Below are 24,920 nucleotides of genomic sequence, written 5' to 3'. Positions count from 1 at the left end.
AGGGTCGGTAACGACACGTCAAGTGTCTTTTCCCGAACGGATGCCACGAATGGGACGAGGATCACATCGACGGCGAACCACCGGGAATGCGCAGATGACGGACGGCCGAATCCACGATGTACACCGCACACGATGGAGACGGCCGCGGCTGCGCCCGCCGCCTGCTGCTCGGCCCGGTCGACGACCCTTCAAGGGCCACTTCTAGACGGCTCCGTGCCACACCGTCGTGATGTTGCAGAACTCCCGGATTCCGTGCCCCGAAAGCTCCCTGCCGTACCCCGAGCGCTTCACGCCTCCGAAGGGGAAAGCCGGGTGGGAGGCCGTCATTCCGTTGAAGAAGACTCCGCCGGCCCCCATGTCCCGTGCGAAGCGCCGCTGTTCCTCCTCGTCGCGGGTCCAGACATTCGAACTCAGACCGAAGGGCGAGTCGTTGGCGACATCCAGGGCCTCGTCCAGGTCCCGCACCCGGTACAGGGTGGCCACCGGGCCGAACGCCTCCTCGTGGTGGATGCGCATCTGCGGGGTCACCCCGGCCAGCACCGTGGGCTCGTAGTACCAGCCGCGGGACAGCGCCGCAGGGCGCTTGCCCCCGCACAGGGCCACCGCCCCGTTCCCGAGCGCGTCGTCGACGAGTTCCTCCAGGTCGGCGCGGCCCTGCTCGGTGGCGAGGGGGCCGACGTCGGTGGACTCGTTCATGGGGTCGCCCACCGTGAGCGCGGCCATCAGCTCGGTGAAGCGTCCCGCGAAGGCGTCGTAGACGTCCGTGTGCACGATGAAGCGCTTGGCGGCGATGCAGGACTGCCCGTTGTTCTGCACGCGGGCCGTGACGGCTGTGCGGGCGGCGCGCTCCAGGTCGGCCGACGGCATCACCACGTACGGGTCGCTGCCACCGAGTTCCAGGACCGTCTTCTTGATCTCGTCGCCGGCGATCGCGGCGACCGAACGGCCGGCGGGCTCGCTTCCCGTCAGGGTCGCGGCCGCCACCCTGCGGTCGCGCAGCACGGCCTCGACGGCGCCGGAACCGATGAGCAGGGTCTGGAAGCATCCTTCGGGGTAGCCGGCCCGGCGGAAGAGGTCCTCCAGGTAGAGGGCGGTCTGCGGGACGTTGGAGGCGTGCTTGAGCAGGCCGGTGTTGCCGGCCATCAGAGCGGGTGCCGCGAATCGGATCACCTGCCACAGCGGAAAGTTCCAGGGCATGACGGCCAGGACGACGCCCAGCGGCCGGTAGACGGCTCGCGCCTGCTCGGCGCCGGAGTCCTTCACATCCGCCGGCAGGGGGTGCTCGTCCGCCAGCAGGGCCTCGGCGCGGTCCGCGTACCAGCGCATGGCCTTGGCGCATTTGGCGGCCTCCGCTCGTGCGGCGGCGAGCGGCTTGCCCATCTCGGTGGTCATCGTGCGGGCGATGTCGTCGCGGTCCTGGTCCAGCAGGTCCGCGGCGCGGTGGAGCAGCCGGGACCGTTCGGCGAAGTCAGTGACGCGGTGGCGGCGGAAGGCGGCGTGGGCGGCGGCCAGACGCCGTTCGAGCTCCTCCGGTCCCAGCGGGTCGAAGGTCTTGAGTGTCTCGCCGGTTGCGGGGTCGACCGTTGCAATGGGCATGGGCGGGTCCTTCCTCATGCTGCCTCGTACGCGTCACACCTTCCCTCGGGATGATGCCGGTTCCGCAGCCGTTCCCGCATCACCACCGCCCGAACGGGCGAGTCGAGCGTCACGTCACCGGGCGCGTGGCCGCTTCCGGTCGGCCCCTCGGTGGAGTGTGATGGACGGTATGGACAGTGAAGGTCTCACGACAGCGGACGCCGGCCGGAACGACCCCCTGGTCCGGTTGAGCCTCGACCGGCTGCGGCGGCGCACCAGCATGAAATGGCGCGCCTACCCCGCTGACGTGCTCCCGCTGTGGGTCGCGGAGATGGACGTCCCGCTCGCCCCCGCCGTCGTGGCGGCCCTGCACGAGGCGATCGAGCTGGGCGACACGGGCTACCCCCACGGGCGTGCCTACGCCGAGGCTCTCGCGGACTTCGCGCACGACCGCTGGCACTGGGACGGTCTGCGGGTCGAGAACACCGCGATCGTGCCCGACGTGATGCTGGGCGTGGTCGAACTGCTGCGACTGGTCACGGACCCGGGTGACGCCGTCGTGGTGGGCTCCCCGGTCTACCCGCCCTTCTACGCCTTCGTGAGCCACGACGGCAGGCAGGTCGTCGAAGCTCCGCTGGGCGCGAACCTGCGCATCGACCTGGACGCCCTCGAGGAGGCGTTCGTCCGGGCACGCGACGGCGGCCGCCGGGGCGCGGCGTTCCTGATGAGCAACCCGCACAACCCCACCGGAGTCGTGCACACCCGCGAGGAACTGGGGGCTGTGGCGGAACTCGCCCGCAGACACGGGGTGCGGGTCGTCTCGGACGAGATCCACGGGCCCCTGGTGCTGCCGGGGGCCGCCTTCACCCCCTTCCTCAGCGTTGCCGGCGCGGAGAACGGCCTGGCCGTGACCTCCGCGTCCAAGGCGTGGAACCTCGCCGGGCTCAAGGCCGCGGTCGCCTACGCCGGCCCGGAGGCCGCGGCCGACCTGCGGCGCATGCCCGAGGAGGTCAGCCACGGCCCCAGTCACCTCGGCGTCATCGCCCACACCGCGGCGCTGCGCTCCGGCCGCGACTGGCTCGACGAGCTGCTGACCGGACTCGACGCCAACCGGCGTCTGCTGGGCCACCTGGTCGCGCAGCACCTTCCCGGCGTCACGTACCACCGGCCCGAGGCGACCTACCTGGCCTGGCTCGACTGCACCGCGCTCGACCTGCACGACGACCAGGCCGACGGCCCCGGCGTGGTCAGCGACCTGGCCGGTCCCGCGAAGTTCTTCCATGACAAGGCCCGGGTCGCGCTCAGCTCCGGGCACGTCTTCGGCACCGGCGGAGCGGGTCGCGTGCGCCTCAACTTCGCGACCTCCCCGGCGGTACTGCGCGAGGCGGTGGAACGCATGGGACGAGCGATCGCCGACCTGTGACACCACGGTCACGCCACGGCCGGCTGCGCGGACCCGCCGGGGTCCGCGCAGCCGGGCCGGGCCGGGGTCTCACTTGCAGGTGCCGCTACCGGTGTCGCTGTACTGCAGCGCGGACGAGTCGAAGCCCGGGCCTGCCAGGACGGGCTGGTAGTCCCAGCTGTAGCTGTGGGACTTGAGGGTGAGCTTCATGACGCCGAAGGCGCCGGCCTGGGCGGTGACCACGTTGGGGTTGGCCCAGTTGCCGGGGGTGCCGGCCAGGGAGTCCAGGGCCTCGCCGCCGGAGCCGATGATGAACTCCGGGATGCCGTGCTTCGGGTCGGACTGGCCGGTCGGGTCCATCGGGCGCAGCCGCGCGTACGCGTGCTCGTGGCCGTTGAGGATCAGCGTGGCGCGGTGCTGGTAGAGGAGCTGCCACCAGGCGTCGGCCGCCGCGCCCTCGACGCCGCCGGCGCCGGGCGCGGACGCGGGCACCGTGGCGGTCGAGGCCGTGGTCGCGGTGAAGGTCGGCTGGTGCCAGTAAGCGATGGTGCACGGACGCGAGTTGATGTCCAGGTCGTGGGCGAGCCACTGGGTCTCCTGGCCGAGGAGGCCGTTGTCGGTGGTGGAGCAGTCGTGCTTGAACGCGTCGGAGTCGCACTCGGCGTTGAGGGAGACGATGTGCCAGTTACCGAGGTTGTAGGAGTACCAGCCCTGGTTGCTGTCGGTGTCGTCGCCGGCCTGGCCCTGGCTGGTGGGGGTGCCTGCCTGGTTGTGGCCGTTGAAGTAGCTGAAGTAGCCGTTGCCGTTCTGCCCGGCCTCGTTGTCGCCCTTCTTGGCGTACGCGTAGTACTCGTGGTTGCCCGGCGCCGGGCGCTCCAGCATCTTCAGGCCGCCCCACGCCTGGTCGAAGGACTGCTCGAAGTCGGTCAGCTTGCCGACCTGGTACTGCTCGTCGCCGAGCAGGGCCACGGCGTCGGGGTGCATGTCGGTGGCCTGCTGCGCGGTCGCGAACTCGGCGCTCATGCCGCCCAGGGTGGGGCTGCCGCACTTGAGCGCCGTCGGGGTGCCGGCGTTCTCGTCGTCGTCGGGCTCGCAGGCGATGTCGCCGACGGCGGCCAGTGTGTAGACCTTGGAGCTGTGCTGAGCATAGGGCCAGTCGTTGTCGTTGCCTCTGTTCGACTCGGCGACGGCGGTTCCGGCGACGGCGAGAACGGCCAGGCTGACGGCCAGAGCGGAGATCTTGGTGGCGCGGCGCATGTGCGATGTCCTTCCACGAATTGTGTGGTCAGCGCACGTTAGGCAATCCACCCAGTAGCTGTTGCAAACGGCACCCAACGAAAGGATGAACTCCCTTCGCCGCGTCCAGGGCAGACGGCTGAATTGTCCAATCCGCCACAGCAGCCCCTCTGTTGGCCCGCGAAACGGAGCGTCGGGCTCCGCGCGCACCCGCGACCGGTCCCCCAGCACACCGCCGGCCACAGGGCCACCGGACCACTCGTTCGGGCTCCTCCCGCGAGCGGACGGCGCCGAAGAGGTATTCGATGGAAGGTGGCCCGTACGTCCTGGCGATGGGAGCCGGCCATGGCCCACACTTCTCTCCCCACTCCGCACTCGGCCCGGCCGCCGGCCTCGCGGTCGGCCACTGGCCCGGGTGCGGCCCCGCAAGGTCAGCGGCTGTCCGTCTCCGCCGTCTGCGCCCGGGCAGCTCTCGCGGGTGGCTTCGCGATCCTTGCCGCGGTGGCCATCACGATGGTGTTGCGTGGCATGACCAACCTGATGGCCTTCGAGAGCTCCACGACGCTCGACGACGGCGTCGCGAACCTCGGGGCCCTGTGCGCCGGTATCTTCACGGCGACACTGCTGGCGTCGCTCGTGCTGTACGCCCTGCAGATGCGGACGTCCCGGGCCTTCGAGGCGTTCCTGGTGATCCTCGGCCTGTCCTACGTCGCCTATCTGCTGGTCACCGTGCTGGGCGGGCTGAGCGGCTCGCAGCGGGCCGGCAACCTCGTGGCCACGCTCCTGTTCGCCGGTGTCATCGCCGTGCTCGCGGGCTGGGCGACGAACACCCTGCCCAAACCCGACTGACCGGCCCCTGCCTCCAGCTCCGGGCGCCGGCGTTCGCTCGCGAACGCCGGTGCCCTTCCTGCGCGCGGCACGGATCCCTACCCGCCATTTGTTCAAATTCGAAGCAATGGTTATGGTCGAACCAGTTCCGTTCAGGGTCGAACCTCGCTAGGAGACCACCCATGCCCGTACGCCGCCTCAACCACGCGGTCCTCTACATCCGCGACGTCGCGACCTCGGTCGCGTTCTACACGGAGGTGCTCGGCTTCAAGGTCGACGTCGAGATCCCCGGTCGGGCCGCCTTCCTCAGCGCGCAGGAGACGCAGAACGACCACGACCTCGGCCTGTTCGCCCTCGGCGCCGGCGCGCCGGGTCCGCAGCAGGGCCGGGTCGGCCTGTACCACCTGGCCTGGGAGGTCGGCACGCTGGGCGAGCTCGCCGAGGTCGGCCGGGCGCTGAGCGAGCGCGGGGCGCTGGTCGGCGCCACCGACCACCACGTCTCCAAGTCCTTCTACGCCAAGGACCCGGACGGCAACGAGTTCGAGGTGATGTGGCGGGTGCCTCGCGAGGACTGGCCGGCGGCCGACGACGAGACGAAGATGCGGGCCCTCGACCTCGAGGCCGACATCGCCCGCTGGGGCACCGACCTGGCCACCGGTGCCGCCGCCGGCTCCGCCACCTGAGGACCGCCAGAAGAAGCGCAACGAGCCCGAAAGGTATGAGATCGGCATCAGTTGATCAAATACGGCACGTCGGGCCCGGCCGGAGGGCATCCTGAGGCCGCCTCGAACCCCGCACCGCCGGTGCGGGCAGGTCAGGCCGGCTGGGGGGAATCCATGCACGGAAGGCGATGGCGGGTCTGGGTCGTGGCGCTGGTGGCCATGGCCTGCGCGTTGCTCGGGCCGACGGGCGCGAGCTTCGCCGCGACGGGGACACCGTCGGTCAACGGACCGGCGGGCGCCCGGGCGGGCGGTTCGGCCGGCAGTCCGGCGCCGTCGGCGCACTGCGACCTGGCGGACACACTCGTCACGGACTGCAGCAGCCACAACCCGCAGATCACCATGAGCATCTACAACTTCGGCGACACGTCGGACTGCGTGTTCAAGATCCACATGAACTGGGGGGACGGCGGCAAGGGGCAGGACTTCACCAAGAAGGGAGGGCCCGACGGCATCGAGTTCCTGGCCGACCACGCCTACGCCGACCGCGGGGTCTACCACCTGGTGCTGACCGGCAGCGTCGTGTCCGGACCATGCGGCTCCGGCAGCGCCGACTACACCTTCCGGCTGCTGTCGATCACCGGCAAGCAGCACCTGGCCGCGCTCGGCGACTCCTACTCCTCGGGTGAGGGCGCCGGGACCTACGACCACACCACCCCCGCGGACTGCCACCGCTCCGCGGAGGCCTGGCCGCGGCTGCTCCTGAGGCTCAGCCCCAAGACACTGGTCTCGCAGCAGCTCCTCGCCTGCTCCGGCGCCACCTCGGCGGCGCTGGCCGGCAAGGTCCACGGGCAGCCGGACCAACTGACGGCGCTGAAGGCCCTCCGGCCCCGGCCGGACCTGGTCACCTTGTCGATGGGCGGCAACGACGTCGGGTTCTCGGCGGTGCTGGCGGACTGCTTCCTGATCTACCTCCACGGCCACGGTGACTGCGACACCGACGGGGTCCTGGCCAAGGCCGCGACCAAGATCAAGGCCGAGCGGTCGGTCCTCGCCGCGGACTACGCCGCGGTGCGGCGGGCCGACCCCGACGCCACCATCCTCGTCGTCGGCTACCCGCGCCTGTTCCCCGCCACGCAGCAGCAGGTCGATCCCGGCTGCCACTGGCTGACCAACGACAAGCGGACCGGTCTCAACGCCCTCGCCGTCCAGCTCGACGGCGTGATCCGCGCGGCCGCCGCCCAGGCCGGCGTGAACTACGTCGACGTCAGCAGCGCCCTGGCCGGCCACGAGGCGTGCGCGGCGCACGACTCCTGGGTGGTGCCGATCCATCTCAGCACCAGCCAGGAGATGGGCCACCCGACCGCCTCCGGCCAGTCCGCGATCGCCCGACTGGTCAACGCCTACATCGACCAGCACGTCTGATCGACGGCCGGCGACGCCGGGAGCCGCACCCCGACGGTCGGGTGCGGCTCCGGTGTCCGGCCGCGGTGACGGGATGGGGTCAGGGGTGGAGGGCGTCGGCGACCCGGGCGTGCGAATCACCCGCACCCTCGGGCGGGCTCCCACCCCACAGTTCCCGCACCGGTTCTGTCGGGTGCGGGCCGGGGCAGGGAGTTCGACTGAGACTCAGCCGGACTCGGCGTCCCGTTCCACGGGGAGGCGTTCGGCCAGGACCGTGACCACCTTGAGGAGTTCGGCGAGCAGCTCCCGATCGGTCAGTGCGACCTCGCCGCCGTCGGGGTGCGGCGGCGTGGTGGTCGCCGCGTGGTGCTCGGCGAGAAGCCTGAGGGTGCCGGCGATCCGGTCGGGCAACTCCCGTTCCGAGGGCGCCCGCAGGAAGCTCCAGGCCTTGACCACGCGTTCGCGCGTGGACGGGAGGACCGCGAACACCGCCAGCAGCACCACGTTCGCGGCGGCGACCGCCGCAACGCCCAGGCTGCAGACGTCCACCCAGCCGGCGGTCGGTGTGAAGAAGGGGTGCTCCGTCCCCAGCGCCCACAGCAGGAGCAGTGGCGCCGCCACCGCGCCCAGGTCGACCGCGCTGAGCACGAAGACGATCAGTTTGGTCCGCGCGCCCGTCGGCAGGTCTCCGCCCAGTACCAGCCCCAGCCCGGCGAAACCGATCGTGAAGCACACGGCGAGCGTGCCGGCCAGGGTGCTGAGGAACAGCGACGGGTCGGCCGAAGGGCCGACGGCGACAAGTGACATGAACTCCCCCTCCGTCGCGTCCAGCCTGCCAGGCCCCACGGACAACGGGAACCACGCGTGCCCTGTCACGGGCGTGCCCTGTCAGGAACGGTGACCTGTCAGGGGCGTGCCCCGTCAGGAACGGTGACCCGTCAGGGGCGTGCCCCGTCAGGGGATGGCCAGCCGGTTTCCAGGCCCGTCTCATCCGGGCCGCCTACCGTCGCACCCCATGCTGCAGACCGGCGCCCGGCGCGCGTTCCTCGTCCTGGTGGGCCTGTTGGCCACCGTCACCGTCGGTGTCCTCGTCACGCGCTCGGCCTTCGCCCACGGTCCGGCGAGGACGGCGTCGGCCGGGGTCTCACCCGGCCGGACCAGTCCACCGTCCTCCCCGCCGTCCTCCCCGGTGACAGTGCCTGCGACGGCCTCCCCCAGCCTCTCCCCCACGCGCGCCTCCGTGCCGACCCCCAGCCCGACACCCTCGAGGACGGACACCGACGTGGCGCAGAACCTCGACTCCGCGCTCGCCGCCGCGGCCGGCCACGCAGCCGTGTCCGTCGCCGACCTGGGCACCGGGGCCACGCTCAGCCGGGGCGACACCGGCCACCTGTTCGTCACGGCCAGCATCGTCAAGGCGGACATCCTGGCCGCGCTCCTGCTGCGGTGTCAGGACGAGGGCTCCGTCCTGACCGCCGACCAGCGCGAGCTCGCGACCCTCATGATCGAGCAGAGCGACAACGACGCCGCAACCAGCCTGCTGGAGGAGCTGGGCGGGGCCGGCGCCCTGGACGCCGCGAACGCCCGGCTGGGACTGCACCGCACCACCGCCGGGACCGGCGGCTACTGGGGCCTGACCACGACCACCTCCGCCGACCAACTCGCCCTGCTCCGGCAGATCTTCGGCAGCGGCGCCAGCAGCAGGCTGAGCACGGCCTCAAGAAACTACGTGCGTTCCCTGATGGGCGACGTCGAGGCGGACCAGGACTGGGGCGTCAGCGCAGCCGCGGGCGCGGGCGACGACTACGCCCTGAAGAACGGCTGGTTGCCCCGGAGCGCCACCGGCCTGTGGGTGGTCAACAGCATCGGCGAGGTCGACCGCGACGGCCACACCTACCTCGTCGCCGTACTCTCGGACGGCAACCCGAGCATGGCCGACGGGATCTCGCTGGTGGAGAGCGTCGCCGAGGCCGCCGTCCAGGAGCTGGCGGGTGGCGCCGGCTAACCTGCCGGCCGGCCCACCGATGGGACCAGGGCGAAGGCCGCAGCGCGCGCCACCCTCTCGACGAGGGCGATGCCGGAGTCCTCCGTCGGCTGACGGTCGGTCAGGACGGCGACGAGCAGGATGTGCCCCGATCGGCCGACCCGGCCGATGCTGTTGACGCTCCAGGTTCCGTCGGGGCGGGGCAGCCAGCCGTTCTTGAGGGCGGTGGGCGAGTCCAGGCCGGCCGCACTGACCCCCCAGGCCTGGTCGGACTCCACCTGCCCCATGAGCTCCTGGAGCAGCGCGCGGGAGGACCGGTTCAGCGCGGAACGGTCGGTGAAGACAGCCTGGAGCAGCCGCAGTTGATCGGCGGCCGTGGTGCGGGTCAGGCCCCAGCAGGGGTCGGGCACGCTCGTGTCGGTAAGTCCGAGACGGCGGTTGGCGAGGGACAGTCCCCAGGACGAACCCGCCTGCCGGAACAGGGAGTTCGCGGCGGCGTTGTCGCTCTGCTCGATCATCGAGGTGGCGAGCCCGCGCTGGGCGGAGCTGAGGGTGCTGCGGCCTTCGTCCTGCCGTTGCAGGAGCAGGGCCGCCAGGATGTCGACCTTGGCGATGCTGGCCGTGACGAAGTGGTGGGCGGTGTCCCCGCGTTGCAGCGTGGCTCCGTCGGTGAGGTCCAGCACCGCGACGGCGGCGTGTCCCGAGGAGGCGGCGAGGTCGCGGGTGAGGTCGCTGCTGAGCGAGTCCGCCGAGGAGGAGGACCGGTGCCGCGGGACCGGTTTCGACGTCGCCTTCGGTCTCGCGACCGCGGACCGCGCAGGCCCCGCCGCGGTCGCGCCCGTGCGCGCCGGTGGTCTCCAGGATCGGGCCGCCGTGTCGTCGGCGAGACGCGTGGGCGCCGGGGGCCGCCCTGCGGCCAGCAGGGCCCGCAGCGGCGGCACGGCCAGCAGGCCGCACACCAGCACGACCAGGCAGATCACCAGACGGGCCGGCCGCTTCATGGCGCCGTCGTCAGGTGGGCGTAGACGACGACGTTGCTGGAGTACTCCTGGGTGGCGCGGTCGAAGACCCCGCCGCAGGTGATCACACGCAGTTCCGGGCGGCCGGTGTTCGCGTAGACCTCGTCCTCGTCGAAGTCGTCACGGGGGATGACCTGGATGTCGTCGACCGTGAAGGTGGCGGTGGTGCGGTCGGTGCGCTGCACCTGGACCGTGTCGCCCTTGCGGACGGAGGTGAGGGGGTAGAAGACGGCGGGCCCGGTGTGGGTGTCGACGTGGCCGACGACCACGGCGGTGCCTTCCTGCCCGGGGGTGACCGAACCGGAGAACCATCCGGCGGTGTTCGGCACGGAGTAGGGCGGCGTCGCGACCGTTCCGTCGTCGGCCCGGCCGACGCTCATGAGCGGCGCGTTCACGCCCAGCCGGGAGATCACGATGCGGACCGGCACGGAGGCTGCCATGGCGGGCGCGGGCGCGCCGGGGGAGGCCGATGCGGTGGCCGCCGGGGTTCCGGACGGGAGGCTCGGCCCGTGGGCCGCGTCGGCCGCGGCCACGCCGGCCGCCGGGCGGGGGTGGTCGGTTCCACAGCCCGCGAGGGCCTGGCTGAGCAGAGCAACGGCGAGCAGCAGACCGGTGGCGGCCGCACGACGGCGGCCGCCACCGCAGGTGAGCTGGTCAGGCACCGAGGTGCGCGGTCCGACCGGCGACAGCGTCCGCCATACCGCCACCGCCCGCGTCGACACCGTGGTGACGACGGCACCAGCGGTCGTCACGGTCACGGTCACGGTCGCAGCGCGGGTGGTGGTGGTGACGGTGGTGCGTCTGCACCGTCGCCGTGCTGCGCGGGGCGGCGGCGAACGACGGGCTGACCACGCCGAGCACGGATACGCCGGCGATCAGGCCGATGACGGTGGTGCGTACGAGCTTCACGGTCGAGAACCTCCTGTGGACGAGGAACGAGCTACGAAGCGGCGCGGAAGCCCCGCTTCGACTGATGCTGCGTCAGGAGTTCCCCGCATCGAACGGTCTGCGATCGCGTCGGGCCACAAGTCCACACGCTCGGGCTACTCGGACGCCCCGTGACCCCGGCTGTCCGGGCGACGGCCTGGCGACCGGGCTACCCCAGCGCGGCCCGCAGTCCCGCCGCGTCCGGCGGGTTGGCGCCGGCGCGCGAGACGGTGAGCGCGGCGGCGGTCGTGGCCTGGCGCAGCAGCTCGGAGAGGGCGTCCGGGCCCAGCGCCGCCAGGGCGGTGCGGTCCGGAGCCAGCGTGCGCAGCGCGTGCAGGCCGGCCGCCATGAAGGAGTCGCCGGCGCCGACGGTGTCCACCACCACCGCCCGGCCCGCCGGGGAGGTGACGGTGTGGGAGGCCGTGAACGCCGCCGCACCGGAGGCACCCCGGGTGACCAGGACCAGCGACGGACCGGAACCGAGCCAGCGGGAGACGATCGCCGCCTCCGGCTCGTCCGGGTACAACCAGGCCAGGTCCTCGTCGCTGGCCTTGACCACGTCCGAGACGGCCACGCACCGCTCGACCCGAGGCAGCGCGGCCGCGTGCCCGCCCATCAACGCCGGTCGCACGTTCGGATCGTAGCTGACGGTCACCCCGCCGCCCGCCTGCGGTCCGGCCTCCGCGCGCAGGTGCTCGACCAGGGCGAGCACCGCGTCCGCGCCCGGCTGGGCGACGGCGGCGACCGAGCCGAGATGGACGTGGCGGGGGTCGCCCACGGGCGGGAGAGGCCGTCGCAGGGTCCAGGCGATGTCGAAGGCGTAGGACGCCTTCCCGTCGCCGTCGAGGGAGACCACCGCGGTGGGCGTGCGGACGTCCCGCTGCCCGTCGTCCAGCAGGCGCACACCCGCCGCGAGCAGATGGGCCCGGATGAGCGCGCCCATCGGGTCGTCGCCGAGCTGGGTCAGCAGCGCGGTGTCGTGGCCGAGCCGGGCGAGCCCGTAGGCGACGTTGGCGGGGCTGCCGCCCGGGTGCGGCACATCGGGCCGCCCGGGCGTGCGGACGATGTCGGCGACGCTCTCGCCGACGACGAGGAAGTGGGTCACGGCGTCTCGCTCCGGTCGTGGTGAGCCAGGGATCATACACAGACGCAGGTGAGCAGTTGCGCTTTTCCTCAATTCGTCAGCGCGTCAGTTTCAGCGCTCACTACGGTCCCTGGCCATGGCGAACACCGATATTGCACTGAAGGAAGCGATGTTGATCGAGGGTGCCCTCGGGGTGGCCCTGGTCGACTACAACAGCGGCCTGGCGCTCGGCAGCGCGGGCGGCGGCCGCGAGCTGGACCTCGGCGCGGCCGCCGCCGGCAACACCGACGTGGTGCGGGCCAAGCTGCGGACGATGGAGATGCTCGGTCTGGAGGGCGCGATCGAGGACATCCTGATCACCCTGACCGGCCAGTACCACATCATCCGTCCGCTCACCGGCCGCTCCGGGCAGGGGCTCTTCCTGTACCTCGCGCTGGACCGCCAGCGGGCCAACCTGGCCATGGCACGGCGCAAGCTCCACCTGATCGAGCAGGACCTCGAGGTCTGATGGCCGCCGCGCCGCTCTACCAGGTCAAGGCCGAGTTCTTCCGGCTGCTGGGCCATCCGGCCCGGATCCGGGTGCTGGAGCTGCTCCAGCACGGACCGCGTCCCGTCCGCGACCTCCTCGCCGACCTGCAGATCGAACCGTCCACGCTCTCCCAGCACCTTGCGGTGCTGCGGCGATCGGGGATCGTCGTCTCCTACCGCGACGGTGCCAACGTCTGCTACGAGCTCGCGGGCACCGACGTGGCGGACCTCCTCGCGGCGGCCCGACGGATCCTCACGGTGATGCTCGCCGACCGCGACCGCCTGCTCGACCAGCTGCGCGAAGCCGACGAGACCGCCTCCGCCGAGGGTCTCGCGGGCACCGCCTGAAGCCCGAAGCCTTGGGCCCGAAGCGCGGCGACGGTGGCCGGGTGGTGGCCCGACCTCGGGACGGACGGGCCACCACCCGGCTACCGTTGCCCCGCATGACCCACTCCACGATCGAGATCACGGCCGAGCTGGTGCGCGACCTGCTGCGCGAGCAGCACCCCGATCTGGCCGACCGGCCGGTGCGGTTGGGCGCGCTCGGGTGGGACAACCAGGTGTGGCGGCTGGGCGAGGACCTCGCGGTCAGGCTGCCCTGGGCGACGGACGCCGCCGACGCGCTGCTGCTCAAGGAGCACGCCTGGCTGCCCGTGCTGGCCCCGGCACTGCCGCTGCCGGTCCCCGTGCCGCAGCGGCTCGGCGCACCGGGCGCGCTCTTCCCGCGGCCGTGGCTGGTCACCACCTGGGTGCGGGGCGAGCCCGCCGACCGCTCCCCCGTCACCCGGGGCGCGGACGCGGCGCGGGCCCTGGCCGCCTTCCTGACCGCCCTGCACCGGCCGGCTCCGGCGGACGCCCCGGCCAGCCACGACCGCGGCGGGCCACTGGCCGACCACGCCGAGGGTTTCGCCCACCAGTTGGACGACGCCACCGAGCTCGGGCTGATCCCCGACCCGGACGCCGTGCGCGCGATCTGGGAGGACGCGGCGGCGGCGCCCGTGTGGACGGGCCCCGACCTCTGGATCCACGGCGACCTGCACCCCGCGAACGTCCTCACCGCCGACGGCACCCTGTGCGGGGTGATCGACTTCGGCGCGCTCTTCGCCGGTGATCCGGCCTGCGACCTGGCCGCCGCCTGGCTGCTGCTCCCGGACGGCGCCGCCGAACCCTTCTTCCGGGCCTACTCGCCCTCCCCCGACCCGGCGACCCTGCGCCGCGCCCGCGGCTGGGCGGTGGCGAAGGCCCTCGCCTGCCTGCGGGTCGGCGAGGCCGGCCGCCGGGGCCTGCCCGGCGGCAAGGCCACCTGGGGCCCGCCCGGCGACGCCGCCCTGCGCCGCCTGCTCGCCACGGCGGGCGCGCGGTAGGGTCGGCCGCGTGACCGCACTGGACCCCCGCACGCTCGACGCGCTGACGCGCGCCCGCTACGTCAGCCTGACCACCTACCGCAAGGACGGCTCCCCGGTGGCGACGCCGGTCTGGCACGTCGTCGACGGCGGACGCCTCTACGTGTGGACCGAGGCGGACTCCTGGAAGGTCAAGCGACTGCGTCGCAACCCCAGGGCCAAGGTGGTGGTCTGCGACGTGCGCGGCCGGATCGCGCCGGGCGCCGCCGAGGCGGAGGGCACCGGGCGCCTGCTGGACGACGAGGGCCGTGAGATGGTCCGGCGGCTCCTGGGCCGCAAGTACCTGCTGGCCCGGATCGGCGACGTGTGGGCCTCCCTGACGGGTCGTCGCCACCGCAAGCCCATCGTGGCCGTCGAGATCAGCTTCTGACGCGTCGAGAGCGGCACGGAACGGCGGGGGACGGCGGGGGACGGCGATGGTGGGCGGGGACTTCGGGGTCGCGGGAGCGGCAAGGCCGCGGGGCCGCGCTCCTCGGGCCGGTGCACCGCCCGCGCCCGCGCGAGGGAGCGCCACACCGGGCCCTATCTGCGCTGGGACGGATCGGAGTTGACCGTTCACGACACGCGCGGACGCAGCCGCGCGGTCCGGCTCGCCGACGAGGCCGACCCGGACGGCGTCGCCGAACTCGTCTGACTTGCCCCCTCCCGGCACCTGCTGTTCCTGGACCGGGAGGGCTACCGGACCGGTCCCGTGCTGACCGGCCTGCGGGCCCAGCCCGGCACCATCGGTCAGCTCGCCGCGGCGGCGGGGCTGGCCTTCCACGCCTATCAGTTGAGCTACGGCGCCGAGAGCCGGGCGGAGCGGTACGCACGGCTCTTCCCGCGACGCCTCGGTGTGGTGCGCGCGGTGCGCAGGCGGCTCGGACGGCGGTGACCTCACGCCCCGCGCGGCGCGGCCGGGTGGAGCGGGAAGGTCCGCTGCAAGCCGCAGACGACGAGGATGCGGGAGAGCGTGCGCGGCGGCGCCGCGAGGTAGACGGCCGCACCGTCGGCCTCGGCCAGGCGTCGGCCGCGCAACAGCGCCGTCAGACCCGCCGCGTCGCAGAAGGTGAGCCCGTCCAGGTCCAGCACCAGGCCCGTCCCCGCGCGCCCCGGCCTTCGGGCCAGGACGCGTCCCACGGCGACCAGGAGCGCCGGTCCGGCGGCGACGTCGAGCTCGCCGGAGAGGTGCAGCACGGGGCAGCAGGCGCGGCGGCGCAGCGAACGACGGCACAGCCGCGCCTGGAAGGCGAGGCCGCGCGAGGCACGGCCGACGCAGGGGACGAGCGGACGGTGGGGGCGCATGACGGGATCTCCCGGGTGGTCAGCCTCCGTGGCCGGTGGCGCTGGTGGCGGGGGTGTCGGCGGCACTGCCGGAGCCGGCGGTGCTCGCGGTGCTGCCGGTCAGGACGGCCGTGACGACGAGGTTGTCCGGGTAGGTGCGGGTGGCCGGGTCCGGGCTCCCGGCGCAGGTGACCAGGCGCAGCACGGGCTGCGGGTCCGGGCCGTAGACCAACTGGTCGGGGAAGGCGGACTTGGCGTAGGTGTGCGTGTCGGTGACGGTGAAGTCGGCGGTGGTGCCGTCCGCCCTGGTGACCTCGATCCGGTCACCTGGGGCGAGCTTTCCCAGCCGGAGGAAGACGCCGTCGCCGTACTGGCCGACGGTGACGTGGCCGAGGATGACGGCGGAGCCGCGCTCCCCCGGGGTGACCGAGCCGTCGTACCACCCGGCCGGGGCGTTCGCTGCGATCGGCGGTACCTGCACGGTCCGGTCCGCCGCGAGCCCCAGCCGCAGCAGCGAGGTGTCCACTCCGATCGCGGGGATCTCCAGCCGCTCCGGCGCCGAGGCCGACAGCGGCGCCGTGGCGGCCGGAGTGCCGCTCGGGGCGGCGCTCGCTGAGGCGGTGGTGCCGGGTGCGGGAGCCCCGGCAGCCGGGTGGTCGGTGGTGAGCGCCGAGGAACAGCCGACTGCCGCCGCGAGGACGGCCGCCGACAGGGCGAGGACGAGCGTGCGCGTGCGCCCTCGCGCCTGCCGGCGCCTGGAGCCGCTCACTGGCCGGAGTTGTGCTGGTGACGGGCCTTCCAGATGGCGAAGACCGTGCCACCGGCGAGTGCGCCGCCGATCACGACCGGCCACAGGGCGCCGTTGTCGCCTCCGGCCGCGGCACCGGTGTCGGGCGCCCCGGCGGGGACCGTACCGGAGCTCCCGGAGGTGGACGGGGTGGACGGGTGCGTGGGCGTGGTGGGAGTGGACGGGTGGGCCGGGGTGACCGGCGTGGTCGGGGTCGAGGCCGGCGAGACGGTGAAGGAGCCGGTGAAGGACTCGGTCTTGCCGTTCTTGCCGGTGCAGGTGACCGTGACGCCGTGCGCTCCGGACGGGATGTCGGGCAGCACCGTGGCGGTGCCGGTGAACGCCTGCGGGTCGTTCTTGCCGATGGTCGCGTGGCCACCGGCGAAGAACGGCGAGGAGATGCCGTCCACCTTGACCGCGTCGACGGGGCAGGTCCCGCTCAGGTTGACGTCGCTGCCGCCGTGAATGGGGGCCGCGGCGTCCTTGGCGGAGGTGACGCTGATGACGCCGCCGGAGGTGGTGGCGGCCGTGGCGGGGCCGGTGGTGAGGGCCAGGGTGCCGAGGGTGAGTGCTGCGCCGGTGATCAGAAGGGTCGTCTTCATGTCATTACCTGCTTCGCTGACTCCCGGACCGCTGTGGTGTCGGTCCGTGCGGGCCGTTCGGCCCGCACCACCAAGGTCCTTCGGCCCGGGCGCGCGCAGGGTCATCCGATCGGTGGATCGGGAGGATGAACTGGTCTGGACCGGCTACTCCAGCAGGCCGCGCCGCAGGGCTTCCGCGACGGCCGCGGCGCGGTCGGAGACGCCGAGCTTGGCGTACAGGTGCTGGACGTGGGTCTTGACCGTGCTGGGCGAGAGGAACAGCTCGGCGGCCGCGTCGGGGACGCTCTTGCCGGCGGCGAACAGCTCCAGCACCTGGCGTTCGCGCTCGGACAGCACCGGCTGGTCGGACTCGTGGCGCAGCCGGATCTCCGCGGCGAGCCCGGTGGCCAGCCCGGCCGGCAGGACGGTCGCGCCGGAGGCGGCCTGCGTCACCGCTCCCACGATCTCGTCGCGCGAGGAGTCCTTGAGCAGATACCCGGCGGCGCCCTCCTGGACCGCCTTGAAGACCAGCGCGCTCTCCTCGAAGGCGGTCAGCACCAGGACCCGGGTCGGCAACTGGTCGCGGACCACGGCGTGGACGACGGCGATGCCGTCGAGACCGGGCATCTGGTAGTCGACCAGGGCCACATCGGGCCGGTGCTCCCGGATCGCCGCCAGGGCCTCGCGGCCGCTCTCGGCCTCGGCGACCACGTCGATCCGCCCGCTCTGCACCAGCGCCCTGCGCACCCCCTCCCGGTACAGCGGATGGTCGTCGGCCACCACCACACTGATCTTCGCGTTCTCCAGGACGGTGCGTCCCATCGCGCTCACGCTCCCGTTCCCCGCGTGACGGCGCCCGCGCCGTCCAGCGGAAGGGTGATCCGTGCGGCGGTCCCCCGGGGGGCGTTGGCCGTGAGCACCATGGTGCCGCCCGCCTCCTCGACGCGCACACGCTGCGCGGCCAGGCCGATGTGCCCGTCCGCGAGACGGCCGCCGACGGCTCGCGGCCCCGGAGGCAGGCCCACCCCGTCGTCCGTGACCTCCAGCACGGCGACCGGCCCGGCGAGCGCCAGCAGCACCTCGACGTGGGTGGCCCGCGCATGCCGCACCACGTTGGCGAGCAGCTCGCGCCCGCACTGGTAGAGCACCCGGTCGGCGTCGCGGCCCACCGTGGTGGCGTCGCTGGTGAACCGCACCTCGAAGCCGCCGCGCCGGGCCGAACGCAGGGCCAGCTCCTCCAGCGCCCGGGCCACCCCGGCCCGCTCCAGCACGGCGGGGTGCAGTTCGGTGACGGAGGAGCGCAGCTGCCGTGCCGCCTCCCGCAGGGCCCCTTCCGCGCGACCGAGCGCCTCGCCGAGCCCGCCGCCGTGCGTCGGCGCGTCACGCGCCTCGTCCAGGTCCAGCCGGGCGGCCAGTACGTTCTGCAGCGGGCCGTCGTGCAGGGCCTCGGCCAGATCCCGCCGCTCGCGGTCGCCGGCGGCGACGGTCCGCGCCAGCAGCTGGGAGCGCTGCCCGGCCAGCTCGACGATCATGCGCACGCGGGACTGCTGGATCAGCGACAGCACGACACCCGCCACGCTGATCATCGCGATGAAGAGCGCGTGACCGACGGTGAACTGCAGGTCGGGGTTGGCGTGCTGGTGTCCGATGTCCGAGGCGATCGCGTACGTCAGCGTCGCGCCCGCGCCGGAGACGGCCGTGATCCACGGCCGCAGCTGGCAGGCGGCCAGCAGGGGGACGAACACGAACGCGTCCTCGCTGAACGGCGAGGACCAGTTCGGGTCGGTGAAGTCGCCGGACACCGACAGGATCACGGTCAGCAGCGGCAGGTCCACCAGAGGGACGGCCAGCGCCAGGAGCCGCAGGTCCGGACCGCGCCAGGAGGTGACGATCATCGCCGCGCTCCACGCGGCGTAGAGGAGCATCAGGCCCAGCGTGGCGCCCGGGTGCTCACGCGGTGTGATCAGCAGGAACACGGCGAGCGCGACCACGACGACGGAGGCGCGCAGTGCCGCCTGGACGCGGACCCCCCGCTGCTGGTGGGCCCGCAGGATCTCCTCGACGGCGTTCTTGTCCGTCGCGTCGGGGAGTCCAGGGGCCCAGATCCGCATCGCTCTCATGACCGCAGCTCCGTGGCGCGCCACGCGGGCCCGGACGCTCCCGGGGCGCCGCAGCGCGCGGCTCGCCTCCCCTCAGTCTGCACCGGCCGCGCCCGCTCGGCGCTGCCGCCGAGCCCCAGGCCGAGCCCCACGGCCGGGACCCAGGCCGGCCCCGGGCGGGCCAGGCCGGTCCTCAGGCCGGGACTCAGGTCGGCCCGGGCGGGCCAGGCCGGGAATCAGGCCGGGATGGTGATCACGGTCTTGCCGCGGGCGCCGCCGCGCTCGACCTTCTGCAGGGCCTCGACGGTCGCGTCGAGCGGGTAGGTCGTCTCTAGCAGCGGTCGCAGTTCGCCGGTGGCGACCAGGTCGGCCAGTCGGGCGAGCTGCTCGCCGTGCGGGCGCATCATGAACGAGCGCGCCTCGACGTTCCACTCGGCCTGCTTGGCCTCGGCGTCGGCGATCGGGACGATCGACACCAGCGTGCCGCCGGGCTTCAGCACCCGGAAGGAGCGGTCCTGGGTCGGGCCACCGACGGTGTCGAAGACGACGTCGATGTCGGCGAGGACCTCCTCGAACGGCTCGGCGCGGTAGTCGAGGACCCGGTCGGCCCCGAGCTCGCGCACGAGCTCGACGCCGTCGGCGCTCGCGGTCGCGACGACCTCGGCGCCCAGGTGCTTGGCCAGCTGGACGGCGACGGAGCCGACCCCGCCGGCGCCGCCGTGCACCAGCACCCGGGTGCCCGGCCCGACCTTCGCCTGCTCGGTGAGCGCCTGCCAGGCGGTGAGGCCGACCAGCGGCAGCGAGGCGGCCTCGGCGAAGGTCAGCGCCTCGGGCTTGGCCGCGACCAGCGACCGGTCCACCGCGACGTACTCGGCGAAGGCCCCGCCGACGCGCGGGTCGACCCGGGCGAAGACCTCGTCGCCCACGGCGAGGTCGGTCACCTCCGCGCCCAGCGCGGCCACGACGCCCGCCACCTCGCTGCCGATGACGACCGGCCGCTCCAGCTCCCCGGCGCGCAGGAACCCCTTGACGATCAGGTGATCCACCGGGTTGACGCCGGCCGCCCGTGCCTCGATCAGCACGTCGCGCGGCCCGACGGCCGGAGTGGGCGCCTCGGTGACCGTCACGACGTCGCCGACCTGGCCGTACTGGTGGATGACCGCTGCCTTCATGGGGAACTCCTGGATGATCATGTCAGCCCCGTAGTTCAGGACCGCTCGTTCCATAACCTACGCGTTCTGGAACGAGCGGTCAAATAAATGCCGCTTTTCCCCGCCCCATTCGCTACGGTGGACGCATGGCCCGACCACGTACCTTCGACGAGGACGCGATCCTCGACCGCGCGATGCTGCTCTTCTGGCGCAAGGGCTACGAGGCGACGGCCATGAGCGACCTGGTCGAGGAGCTGGGCCTGGGGCGCGGCTCGATCTACGCGGCGTTCGGCGACAAGCACCAGCTCTTCGTCCGCGCGCTGGCCCGCTACCTGGACCACCAGAACACCCTGCTCGACACGGCCCTCGACAGCGAGGGTCCGGCGCTGCCGCAGCTGCGCGCCGTCCTGGACCGCCTGCTGGCGGCGGACGCCGCCTGCGGCAACGCGGGCTGCTTCAGCGTCAACAGCATCGCCGAGCTGCTCCCCCACGACGAGGACGTCGCCCGGCTCGCCCGGGGCAGCCTCGCGATCGCCGAGGACGCCTTCACCCGGCAGCTCTCCCGTGCCGCCGACGACGGCGAGCTCGCCCCGGGCCTGACCCCCGAGGCGGGCTCCCGGCTGCTGCTCACCCTGGTCCAGGGCCTGCAGATCATGCGCAAGGTCTATCCGGACCCGGCGCAGGCCACGGCGGCCCTGGACGCCACCTTCGCACTCCTCTCCGGCCGCTCCACCGCCATGGCCCCGATGGCGCGCTGAGGCGTGACCGCCAGATGACCGCCGCGTGGCCGATCGGCGCGGGCGGGCGTTGAATCGAGCGTGTGCTGCGATCCCTGACCTTCTGGCTGCGCCCGGCGTTCGCGCTCCGTGTGGTGGGCCGGTTCCAGCGGATCGTGGGGTTCGACCGGGCCATGGCGCTGGCGTCCACGGCGCTGACCGCTCTGATCGCGCTGACGATCCTGTGCGCGCCGCTGCTCAACGTCGTCGGACACGAGGACGCGGCGAGCCGGATCATCGCCCGCTACTCGCTGACCGGCGGCGGGGCCGAGGCGGTGCGGCAGATCTTCACCGCCTCGGAGCAGACCGGCACCAGCGTCCTGGGCGCGCTGTTCCTGCTCATCTCCATCCTCAGCTTCACCCGTGCCGAGCAGCGGTTCTTCGAACAGACCTGGGAACTGAAACCGCTGAGCGTGCGCAACACCCCCAACGCGCTGCTCTCCGTCGCCGCCCTGGCCGCCTATCTGGCCATGGCCGGCTGGCTGCGCGCGGCGACCGGCGGCTGGCTCGGATTCGGGCTGGCCTCCGCCCTGCTGACCACACCGCTCAGCGCCGGGTTCCTGATGCTCACCGGCTGGCTGCTGAGCGGCCGCCGCCTCGCCTGGCCGAAGCTGCTGCCGTTCGCCCTGGCGGCGGGGGTCCTGGAGGCCGCCTACTCGGTCGGCGCGACCGCCTACCTGCCGCACTACTTCAGCGTCTCCGCCTCCCGCTACGGGCCCGTCGGCGCGGTCTTCGCGATGATCTCGACACTGTTCGTGATCATGCTGGTCCTGGTCGCCTGCGGTGCGCTGGGACGTGAGATCGGCGTCGAACTGGACCGCATCCGCCGCGGTGAGCGCCCTCCGGACGGCGAGGTCCGCCGGGAGTGGGACAGCCTCCGCGCCGACCTGCGCCAGCGCTGGGAGACGGCCCGGCGGCGGATTCACAACGGCCACGACGGCGAGGGTCCTCCCCCACCCTGACCCCACTCTGACCCCGTCCCGCCCCGGTCCCGACCCCGTCCCGACCGCCGCCGGGCGCGTCGCTCCGAGGGGGCGGGCGTGGAATGTACACGGCCACCGGCCCGGCCCTTCCGGCATCCGCGCAGGTCCGCGGTGCACCGGTGGCGGCCGGAGCCGCGCGCTCCGGGCGCGGCCTGACAGTACGCGCACAGCGAGCTCACAATCACCGCGTCAACGCTCCCCCACCCGAATCCGGGAGGTCGCGCATGAGACGCGGTCATCTGCGTGCCAGGCTGCTGGCGCTGCTCTCCTCGGCGGGCGCGCTCGCGCTCGTCGCCACCGGCGGCGGGGCACTCGCCATGCCCACCGAGGCGGCCGCCGCCACGGTGTCGTGCAGTGTCACCTACGCCGACACCAACGACTGGGGCACCGGCTTCACCGCCGGAGTCACCATCAAGGACACCGGCACCACCGCGATCGGCAACTGGGTGCTGACCTACGCCTACGCGGGCAACCAGACGCTCTCCAGCGGCTGGAACGGCACCTGGACCCAGTCCGGCAAGAACGTCACCGTCACCGCGCCCGGCTGGGCCGCGTCGATCGCGGCGGGCGCGAGCTACACGACGAACGCCAACTTCAACTACTCCGGGGCCAACACCGCGCCGACGGTGTTCGCGGTCAACGGCACGGTCTGCGGCGGCGCGGACCAGCCGCCGACCGTGAGCGTCACCTCGCCGACGCCCGGGCAGGTCTTCCAGCCGGGCGCGACGGTGCCGCTGGCCGCGACCGCGGCCGACCCGGACGGCACCGTCAGCAAGGTCGACTACTACGCGAGCTCCGGCACCGGCTCCCAGACGCTCGTCGCCACGGCCACGGCCGCGCCCTGGACGGCAAGTTGGGCGAACGTCGCGGCGGGCACGTACTCGATCACGGCCGTGGCGACGGACAACGCGGGCCTGACCACCACCTCGGGACCGGTGGCGATCAACGTGACCGGCCCGAGCATCCTGGTCAACCCGAACACGCTCACCGTGCAGCAGGGCTCGACCGGAACCTTCGGCGTGACGCTCTCCTCCGCGCCGACCGCGAACGTGACGGTCGCGGTGGCGCAGTCGGGCACGGACACGGACCTGGGCGCGTCCCCCGCGACGCTGACGTTCACGCCGTCGAACTGGAACACGGCGCAGAACGTCACCGTCACCGCGGGAACCTCGGCGTCCCAGGTCGGCGGCACGGCGACGTTCACCGCCACCGCGACGGGCTACGGCGCCGCCTCGGTCACCGCGACCGAGTCGGCCAAGGTCTCCGGGTACGACCAGTACTTCCTGGACCTCTACTCGAAGATCAAGAACCCGAACAACGGCTACTTCAGCCCGCTCGGCATCCCGTACCACTCGGTCGAGACGCTGATCGTGGAGGCGCCGGACTACGGCCACGAGACGACCTCGGAGACCTACAGCTACTGGCTGTGGCTGGAGGCCGACTACGGGCGGGTGACCGGTGACTGGTCGGGCTTCAACAACGCCTGGACCAACCTCGAGACGTACATGATCCCGAGCCACGCCCAGCAGCCGGGCCAGTCCACCTACAACCCGGCCAAGCCCGCCACCTACGGGCCGGAGCTGCCCCAGCCCGACCAGTACCCGGTCAAGCTCAACTCCTCCGTCCCGGTGGGCACCGACCCGCTCGCCGCCGAGCTCACGTCCACCTACGGCACCTCGGACATGTACTCGCCGGCCTGGATCATGGACACCGACAACAAGTACGGCTTCGGGACGTGCGAGGACGGCACCAGCAAACCGAGCCTGATCAACTCCTACCAGCGCGGCCCGGAGGAGTCGGTCTGGGAGACGATCCCGCAGCCCGACTGCGACGTCTTCACCTACGGCAGCACCGGCTCGGGCTTCCTCAGCCTGTTCAACGACGGCGGCGGCTCCTACGCCAAGCAGTACAAGTTCACCGATGCCCCGGACGCCGACGCGCGCCTGGTGCAGGCGGCGTACTGGGCCGACACCTACGCCAAGGCGCAGGGCAAGTCCTCGGTCATCAGCGGGACGCTGGCCAAGGCGTCCAAGCTCGGCGACTACCTGCGCTACGCGCTGTACGACAAGTACTTCAAGCAGGCGGGCAACTGCAACGGCTCGATGACCTGCCCAGCCGGCACCTCCAAGGCCAACGAGCAACTCGGTTTGCTGACCTGGTACTTCGCCTGGGGCGGCGCGGCGGACGGCTCCTGGTCCTGGCGCATCTCCGGCTCCACGGCGCACCAGGGCTACCAGAACCCGCTGGCCGCCTGGGCCCTGGCCAACGACCCGGACCTCACCCCCAAGTCCCCGACGGCCGCCGCCGACTGGTCCTCCAGCCTGACCAAGCAGTTGCAGTTCTTCCGGTGGCTGCAGTCCAGCGAGGGCGCGATCGCGGGCGGCGCGACCAACAGCTGGGGCGGCAACTACGGCGACGTCTCGGCCCCACCGGCCGGTGACCCGACCTTCTACGGCCTCTACTACGACTGGGAGCCGGAGTACCACGACCCGGCGAGCAACTCCTGGTTCGGCTTCCAGACCTGGGCCATGGAGCGGGTGGCGGAGTACTACTACGCCACCGGCGACGTCAACGCCAAGGTCGTGCTGGACAAGTGGGTCAAGTGGGCGATGTCCGTCTCGACGGCCGACCCCACCACGGGCACGCTGACCACCCCGGGCACGCTCACCTGGACCGGCGCGCCGGACACCTGGAACGCGTCCAGCCCCGGCGCCAACGCCTCGCTCCACGTCACCGCGAGCGGCAGCGCCACGGACCTGGGCGTGGCCGGCTCGCTGGCCAAGACCCTGACCTACTACGCGGCCAAGTCCGGGGACACCACCTCCCGGGACTTCGCCCAGCACATCCTGGACATCGTCCACAGCAAATACTCCGACACCCTCGGCTACTCCGCGCCGGAGACCCGCACCGACTACAGCCGCTTCACCCAGGCCTACAGCTCCACCACCCACCAGGGCCTCTACGTCCCACCGGGCTGGACCGGCACCTACCCGGACGGGACGGTGCTGAGCTCGACGAACACCAACACCTTCCTGTCCATCCGGCAGTGGTACAAGAACGACCCCCAGTGGTCGAAGGTGCAGACCTACCTGAACGGCGGGGCGGCACCGGTCTTCAACTACCACCGCTTCTGGGCCGAGGCGGACATCGCGACCGCCTTCGACTCCTTCGCCCAGCTCTTCCCCACCATCACCCCGGGAGGCTGACCCACAGTCGCCGGTCTGCCCCGCC

At 72.6% G+C, this 24,920-nt stretch carries 26 protein-coding genes; 13 read left to right on the top strand and 13 right to left on the bottom strand.

Going from position 1 to position 24,920, the window contains the following annotated elements; all coding sequences use genetic code 11:
• Positions 1-201: 201 nt before the first annotated feature.
• Positions 202-1,596, bottom strand: coding sequence for an NADP-dependent succinic semialdehyde dehydrogenase (locus ABH931_RS05470; RefSeq protein ID WP_370110419.1), 1,395 nt, complete (start codon positions 1,594-1,596; stop codon positions 202-204).
• A 169-nt stretch (positions 1,597-1,765) separates the two neighbouring features.
• Here ABH931_RS05470 and ABH931_RS05465 point away from each other — a divergent pair, with 169 nt between their 5' ends.
• Positions 1,766-2,998 carry a MalY/PatB family protein gene (locus ABH931_RS05465; protein WP_370110417.1) on the top strand — a complete coding sequence of 411 codons (1,233 nt, stop codon included), beginning with the start codon at positions 1,766-1,768 and terminating at the stop codon, positions 2,996-2,998.
• A 69-nt stretch (positions 2,999-3,067) separates the two neighbouring features.
• Here the strand turns inward: ABH931_RS05465 and ABH931_RS05460 are convergent, their stop codons facing one another.
• Complete coding sequence (locus ABH931_RS05460) at positions 3,068-4,234, bottom strand: metallophosphoesterase (RefSeq protein ID WP_370110415.1); 1,167 nt, start codon at positions 4,232-4,234, stop codon at positions 3,068-3,070.
• A gap of 480 nt (positions 4,235-4,714) precedes the next feature.
• Between ABH931_RS05460 and ABH931_RS05455 the strand changes: the two genes are divergently transcribed.
• The 3 genes from ABH931_RS05455 to ABH931_RS05445 all read left to right on the top strand — a co-directional run bounded on the left by ABH931_RS05455 (position 4,715) and on the right by ABH931_RS05445 (position 7,125).
• Positions 4,715-5,062 carry a hypothetical protein gene (locus ABH931_RS05455; RefSeq protein WP_370110413.1) on the top strand — a complete coding sequence of 116 codons (348 nt, stop codon included), beginning with the start codon at positions 4,715-4,717 and terminating at the stop codon, positions 5,060-5,062.
• A gap of 161 nt (positions 5,063-5,223) precedes the next feature.
• A complete protein-coding gene (locus ABH931_RS05450) occupies positions 5,224-5,724 on the top strand; it encodes a VOC family protein (protein ID WP_370110412.1) in 501 nt (166 codons plus the stop codon).
• A gap of 153 nt (positions 5,725-5,877) precedes the next feature.
• Entirely contained in the window at positions 5,878-7,125 is a 1,248-nt protein-coding gene (locus ABH931_RS05445) for an SGNH/GDSL hydrolase family protein (RefSeq protein WP_370110410.1), read from the top strand.
• A gap of 204 nt (positions 7,126-7,329) precedes the next feature.
• Here the strand turns inward: ABH931_RS05445 and ABH931_RS05440 are convergent, their stop codons facing one another.
• Positions 7,330-7,911 carry a hypothetical protein gene (locus ABH931_RS05440; RefSeq protein ID WP_370110408.1) on the bottom strand — a complete coding sequence of 194 codons (582 nt, stop codon included), beginning with the start codon at positions 7,909-7,911 and terminating at the stop codon, positions 7,330-7,332.
• 208 nt (positions 7,912-8,119) lie between these two features.
• Between ABH931_RS05440 and ABH931_RS05435 the strand changes: the two genes are divergently transcribed.
• Positions 8,120-9,109: a serine hydrolase gene (locus ABH931_RS05435; RefSeq protein WP_370110406.1), complete on the top strand. Its 990-nt coding sequence runs from the start codon at positions 8,120-8,122 to the stop codon at positions 9,107-9,109.
• On the opposite strand, the gene ABH931_RS05430 is transcribed toward ABH931_RS05435, so the two are convergent.
• The 4 genes from ABH931_RS05430 to ABH931_RS05415 form a co-directional block, all read right to left on the bottom strand.
• Positions 9,106-10,089, bottom strand: a complete 984-nt coding sequence (locus ABH931_RS05430) for a serine hydrolase (RefSeq protein WP_370110404.1) — start codon at positions 10,087-10,089, stop codon at positions 9,106-9,108. The two genes, ABH931_RS05435 and ABH931_RS05430, sit on opposite strands and share 4 nt — an antisense overlap.
• Positions 10,086-10,769: a class F sortase gene (locus ABH931_RS05425; RefSeq protein ID WP_370110402.1), complete on the bottom strand. Its 684-nt coding sequence runs from the start codon at positions 10,767-10,769 to the stop codon at positions 10,086-10,088. The genes ABH931_RS05430 and ABH931_RS05425 overlap by 4 nt, the downstream gene beginning before the upstream one ends.
• Complete coding sequence (locus tag ABH931_RS05420) at positions 10,762-11,016, bottom strand: hypothetical protein (protein ID WP_370110400.1); 255 nt, start codon at positions 11,014-11,016, stop codon at positions 10,762-10,764. The genes ABH931_RS05425 and ABH931_RS05420 overlap by 8 nt, the downstream gene beginning before the upstream one ends.
• 187 nt (positions 11,017-11,203) lie before the next feature.
• On the bottom strand, positions 11,204-12,139 hold the full coding sequence (locus tag ABH931_RS05415; RefSeq protein WP_370110399.1) for a carbohydrate kinase: 936 nt from the start codon (positions 12,137-12,139) through the stop codon (positions 11,204-11,206).
• Between the two features lie 115 nt (positions 12,140-12,254).
• On the opposite strand from ABH931_RS05415, the gene ABH931_RS05410 reads away from it, so the two are divergent.
• From ABH931_RS05410 to ABH931_RS05390, 5 genes are all read left to right on the top strand, one after another.
• Positions 12,255-12,626, top strand: a complete 372-nt coding sequence (locus tag ABH931_RS05410; RefSeq protein WP_370110397.1) for a hypothetical protein — start codon at positions 12,255-12,257, stop codon at positions 12,624-12,626.
• A complete protein-coding gene (locus tag ABH931_RS05405) occupies positions 12,626-12,994 on the top strand; it encodes an ArsR/SmtB family transcription factor (RefSeq protein WP_370110396.1) in 369 nt (122 codons plus the stop codon). The genes ABH931_RS05410 and ABH931_RS05405 overlap by 1 nt, the downstream gene beginning before the upstream one ends.
• A gap of 95 nt (positions 12,995-13,089) precedes the next feature.
• Positions 13,090-14,010 (top strand): phosphotransferase, encoded by a 921-nt coding sequence (locus ABH931_RS05400; RefSeq protein ID WP_370110394.1) that lies wholly within the window; start codon positions 13,090-13,092, stop codon positions 14,008-14,010.
• A 10-nt stretch (positions 14,011-14,020) separates the two neighbouring features.
• Positions 14,021-14,419, top strand: coding sequence for a PPOX class F420-dependent oxidoreductase (locus ABH931_RS05395; protein WP_370110392.1), 399 nt, complete (start codon positions 14,021-14,023; stop codon positions 14,417-14,419).
• A gap of 321 nt (positions 14,420-14,740) precedes the next feature.
• Complete coding sequence (locus ABH931_RS05390; RefSeq protein WP_370110390.1) at positions 14,741-14,923, top strand: hypothetical protein; 183 nt, start codon at positions 14,741-14,743, stop codon at positions 14,921-14,923.
• 2 nt (positions 14,924-14,925) lie between these two features.
• Here the strand turns inward: ABH931_RS05390 and ABH931_RS05385 are convergent, their stop codons facing one another.
• The 6 genes from ABH931_RS05385 to ABH931_RS05360 form a co-directional block, all read right to left on the bottom strand.
• Positions 14,926-15,333: an STAS domain-containing protein gene (locus ABH931_RS05385; RefSeq protein WP_370110389.1), complete on the bottom strand. Its 408-nt coding sequence runs from the start codon at positions 15,331-15,333 to the stop codon at positions 14,926-14,928.
• 19 nt (positions 15,334-15,352) lie between these two features.
• A complete protein-coding gene (locus ABH931_RS05380) occupies positions 15,353-16,081 on the bottom strand; it encodes a class F sortase (protein ID WP_370110388.1) in 729 nt (242 codons plus the stop codon).
• Positions 16,078-16,701, bottom strand: coding sequence for a hypothetical protein (locus tag ABH931_RS05375; protein WP_370110387.1), 624 nt, complete (start codon positions 16,699-16,701; stop codon positions 16,078-16,080). The genes ABH931_RS05380 and ABH931_RS05375 overlap by 4 nt, the downstream gene beginning before the upstream one ends.
• A gap of 144 nt (positions 16,702-16,845) precedes the next feature.
• Complete coding sequence (locus ABH931_RS05370; protein WP_370110385.1) at positions 16,846-17,502, bottom strand: response regulator; 657 nt, start codon at positions 17,500-17,502, stop codon at positions 16,846-16,848.
• A gap of 5 nt (positions 17,503-17,507) precedes the next feature.
• Entirely contained in the window at positions 17,508-18,800 is a 1,293-nt protein-coding gene (locus tag ABH931_RS05365) for a sensor histidine kinase (RefSeq protein ID WP_370110384.1), read from the bottom strand.
• Between the two features lie 215 nt (positions 18,801-19,015).
• Positions 19,016-19,951, bottom strand: coding sequence for an NADP-dependent oxidoreductase (locus ABH931_RS05360; protein WP_370110383.1), 936 nt, complete (start codon positions 19,949-19,951; stop codon positions 19,016-19,018).
• Between the two features lie 125 nt (positions 19,952-20,076).
• On the opposite strand from ABH931_RS05360, the gene ABH931_RS05355 reads away from it, so the two are divergent.
• From ABH931_RS05355 to ABH931_RS05345, 3 genes are all read left to right on the top strand, one after another.
• Positions 20,077-20,688: a TetR/AcrR family transcriptional regulator gene (locus ABH931_RS05355; protein ID WP_370110381.1), complete on the top strand. Its 612-nt coding sequence runs from the start codon at positions 20,077-20,079 to the stop codon at positions 20,686-20,688.
• 62 nt (positions 20,689-20,750) lie between these two features.
• Entirely contained in the window at positions 20,751-21,668 is a 918-nt protein-coding gene (locus ABH931_RS05350; RefSeq protein ID WP_370110379.1) for a hypothetical protein, read from the top strand.
• A gap of 245 nt (positions 21,669-21,913) precedes the next feature.
• Positions 21,914-24,895: a glycoside hydrolase family 48 protein gene (locus ABH931_RS05345; protein WP_370110377.1), complete on the top strand. Its 2,982-nt coding sequence runs from the start codon at positions 21,914-21,916 to the stop codon at positions 24,893-24,895.
• Positions 24,896-24,920 lie beyond the last annotated feature (25 nt).

This window comes from Streptacidiphilus sp. MAP12-33 (assembly GCF_041261265.1).
Classification (GTDB): Bacteria; Actinomycetota; Actinomycetes; order Streptomycetales; family Streptomycetaceae; genus Streptacidiphilus.
This window is presented reverse-complemented; position numbering and strand designations above follow the sequence as displayed.

Bases quoted from the DNA above. Each gene is read 5' to 3' on its own strand.
- ABH931_RS05345 (WP_370110377.1), top strand. From the start codon at position 21,914: ATGAGACGCGGTCATCTGCGTGCCAGGCTGCTGGCGCTGCTCTCCTCG.
- ABH931_RS05355 (WP_370110381.1), top strand. From the start codon at position 20,077: ATGGCCCGACCACGTACCTTCGACGAGGACGCGATCCTCGACCGCGCG.
- ABH931_RS05470 (WP_370110419.1), bottom strand. From the start codon at position 1,596: ATGCCCATTGCAACGGTCGACCCCGCAACCGGCGAGACACTCAAGACC.
- ABH931_RS05460 (WP_370110415.1), bottom strand. From the start codon at position 4,234: ATGCGCCGCGCCACCAAGATCTCCGCTCTGGCCGTCAGCCTGGCCGTT.
- ABH931_RS05365 (WP_370110384.1), bottom strand. From the start codon at position 18,800: ATGAGAGCGATGCGGATCTGGGCCCCTGGACTCCCCGACGCGACGGAC.
- ABH931_RS05385 (WP_370110389.1), bottom strand. From the start codon at position 15,333: ATGCGCCCCCACCGTCCGCTCGTCCCCTGCGTCGGCCGTGCCTCGCGC.
- ABH931_RS05450 (WP_370110412.1), top strand. From the start codon at position 5,224: ATGCCCGTACGCCGCCTCAACCACGCGGTCCTCTACATCCGCGACGTC.
- ABH931_RS05400 (WP_370110394.1), top strand. From the start codon at position 13,090: ATGACCCACTCCACGATCGAGATCACGGCCGAGCTGGTGCGCGACCTG.
- ABH931_RS05410 (WP_370110397.1), top strand. From the start codon at position 12,255: ATGGCGAACACCGATATTGCACTGAAGGAAGCGATGTTGATCGAGGGT.
- ABH931_RS05375 (WP_370110387.1), bottom strand. From the start codon at position 16,701: ATGAAGACGACCCTTCTGATCACCGGCGCAGCACTCACCCTCGGCACC.
- ABH931_RS05465 (WP_370110417.1), top strand. From the start codon at position 1,766: ATGGACAGTGAAGGTCTCACGACAGCGGACGCCGGCCGGAACGACCCC.
- ABH931_RS05405 (WP_370110396.1), top strand. From the start codon at position 12,626: ATGGCCGCCGCGCCGCTCTACCAGGTCAAGGCCGAGTTCTTCCGGCTG.
- ABH931_RS05370 (WP_370110385.1), bottom strand. From the start codon at position 17,502: ATGGGACGCACCGTCCTGGAGAACGCGAAGATCAGTGTGGTGGTGGCC.
- ABH931_RS05445 (WP_370110410.1), top strand. From the start codon at position 5,878: ATGCACGGAAGGCGATGGCGGGTCTGGGTCGTGGCGCTGGTGGCCATG.
- ABH931_RS05440 (WP_370110408.1), bottom strand. From the start codon at position 7,911: ATGTCACTTGTCGCCGTCGGCCCTTCGGCCGACCCGTCGCTGTTCCTC.
- ABH931_RS05430 (WP_370110404.1), bottom strand. From the start codon at position 10,089: ATGAAGCGGCCGGCCCGTCTGGTGATCTGCCTGGTCGTGCTGGTGTGC.
- ABH931_RS05435 (WP_370110406.1), top strand. From the start codon at position 8,120: ATGCTGCAGACCGGCGCCCGGCGCGCGTTCCTCGTCCTGGTGGGCCTG.
- ABH931_RS05360 (WP_370110383.1), bottom strand. From the start codon at position 19,951: ATGAAGGCAGCGGTCATCCACCAGTACGGCCAGGTCGGCGACGTCGTG.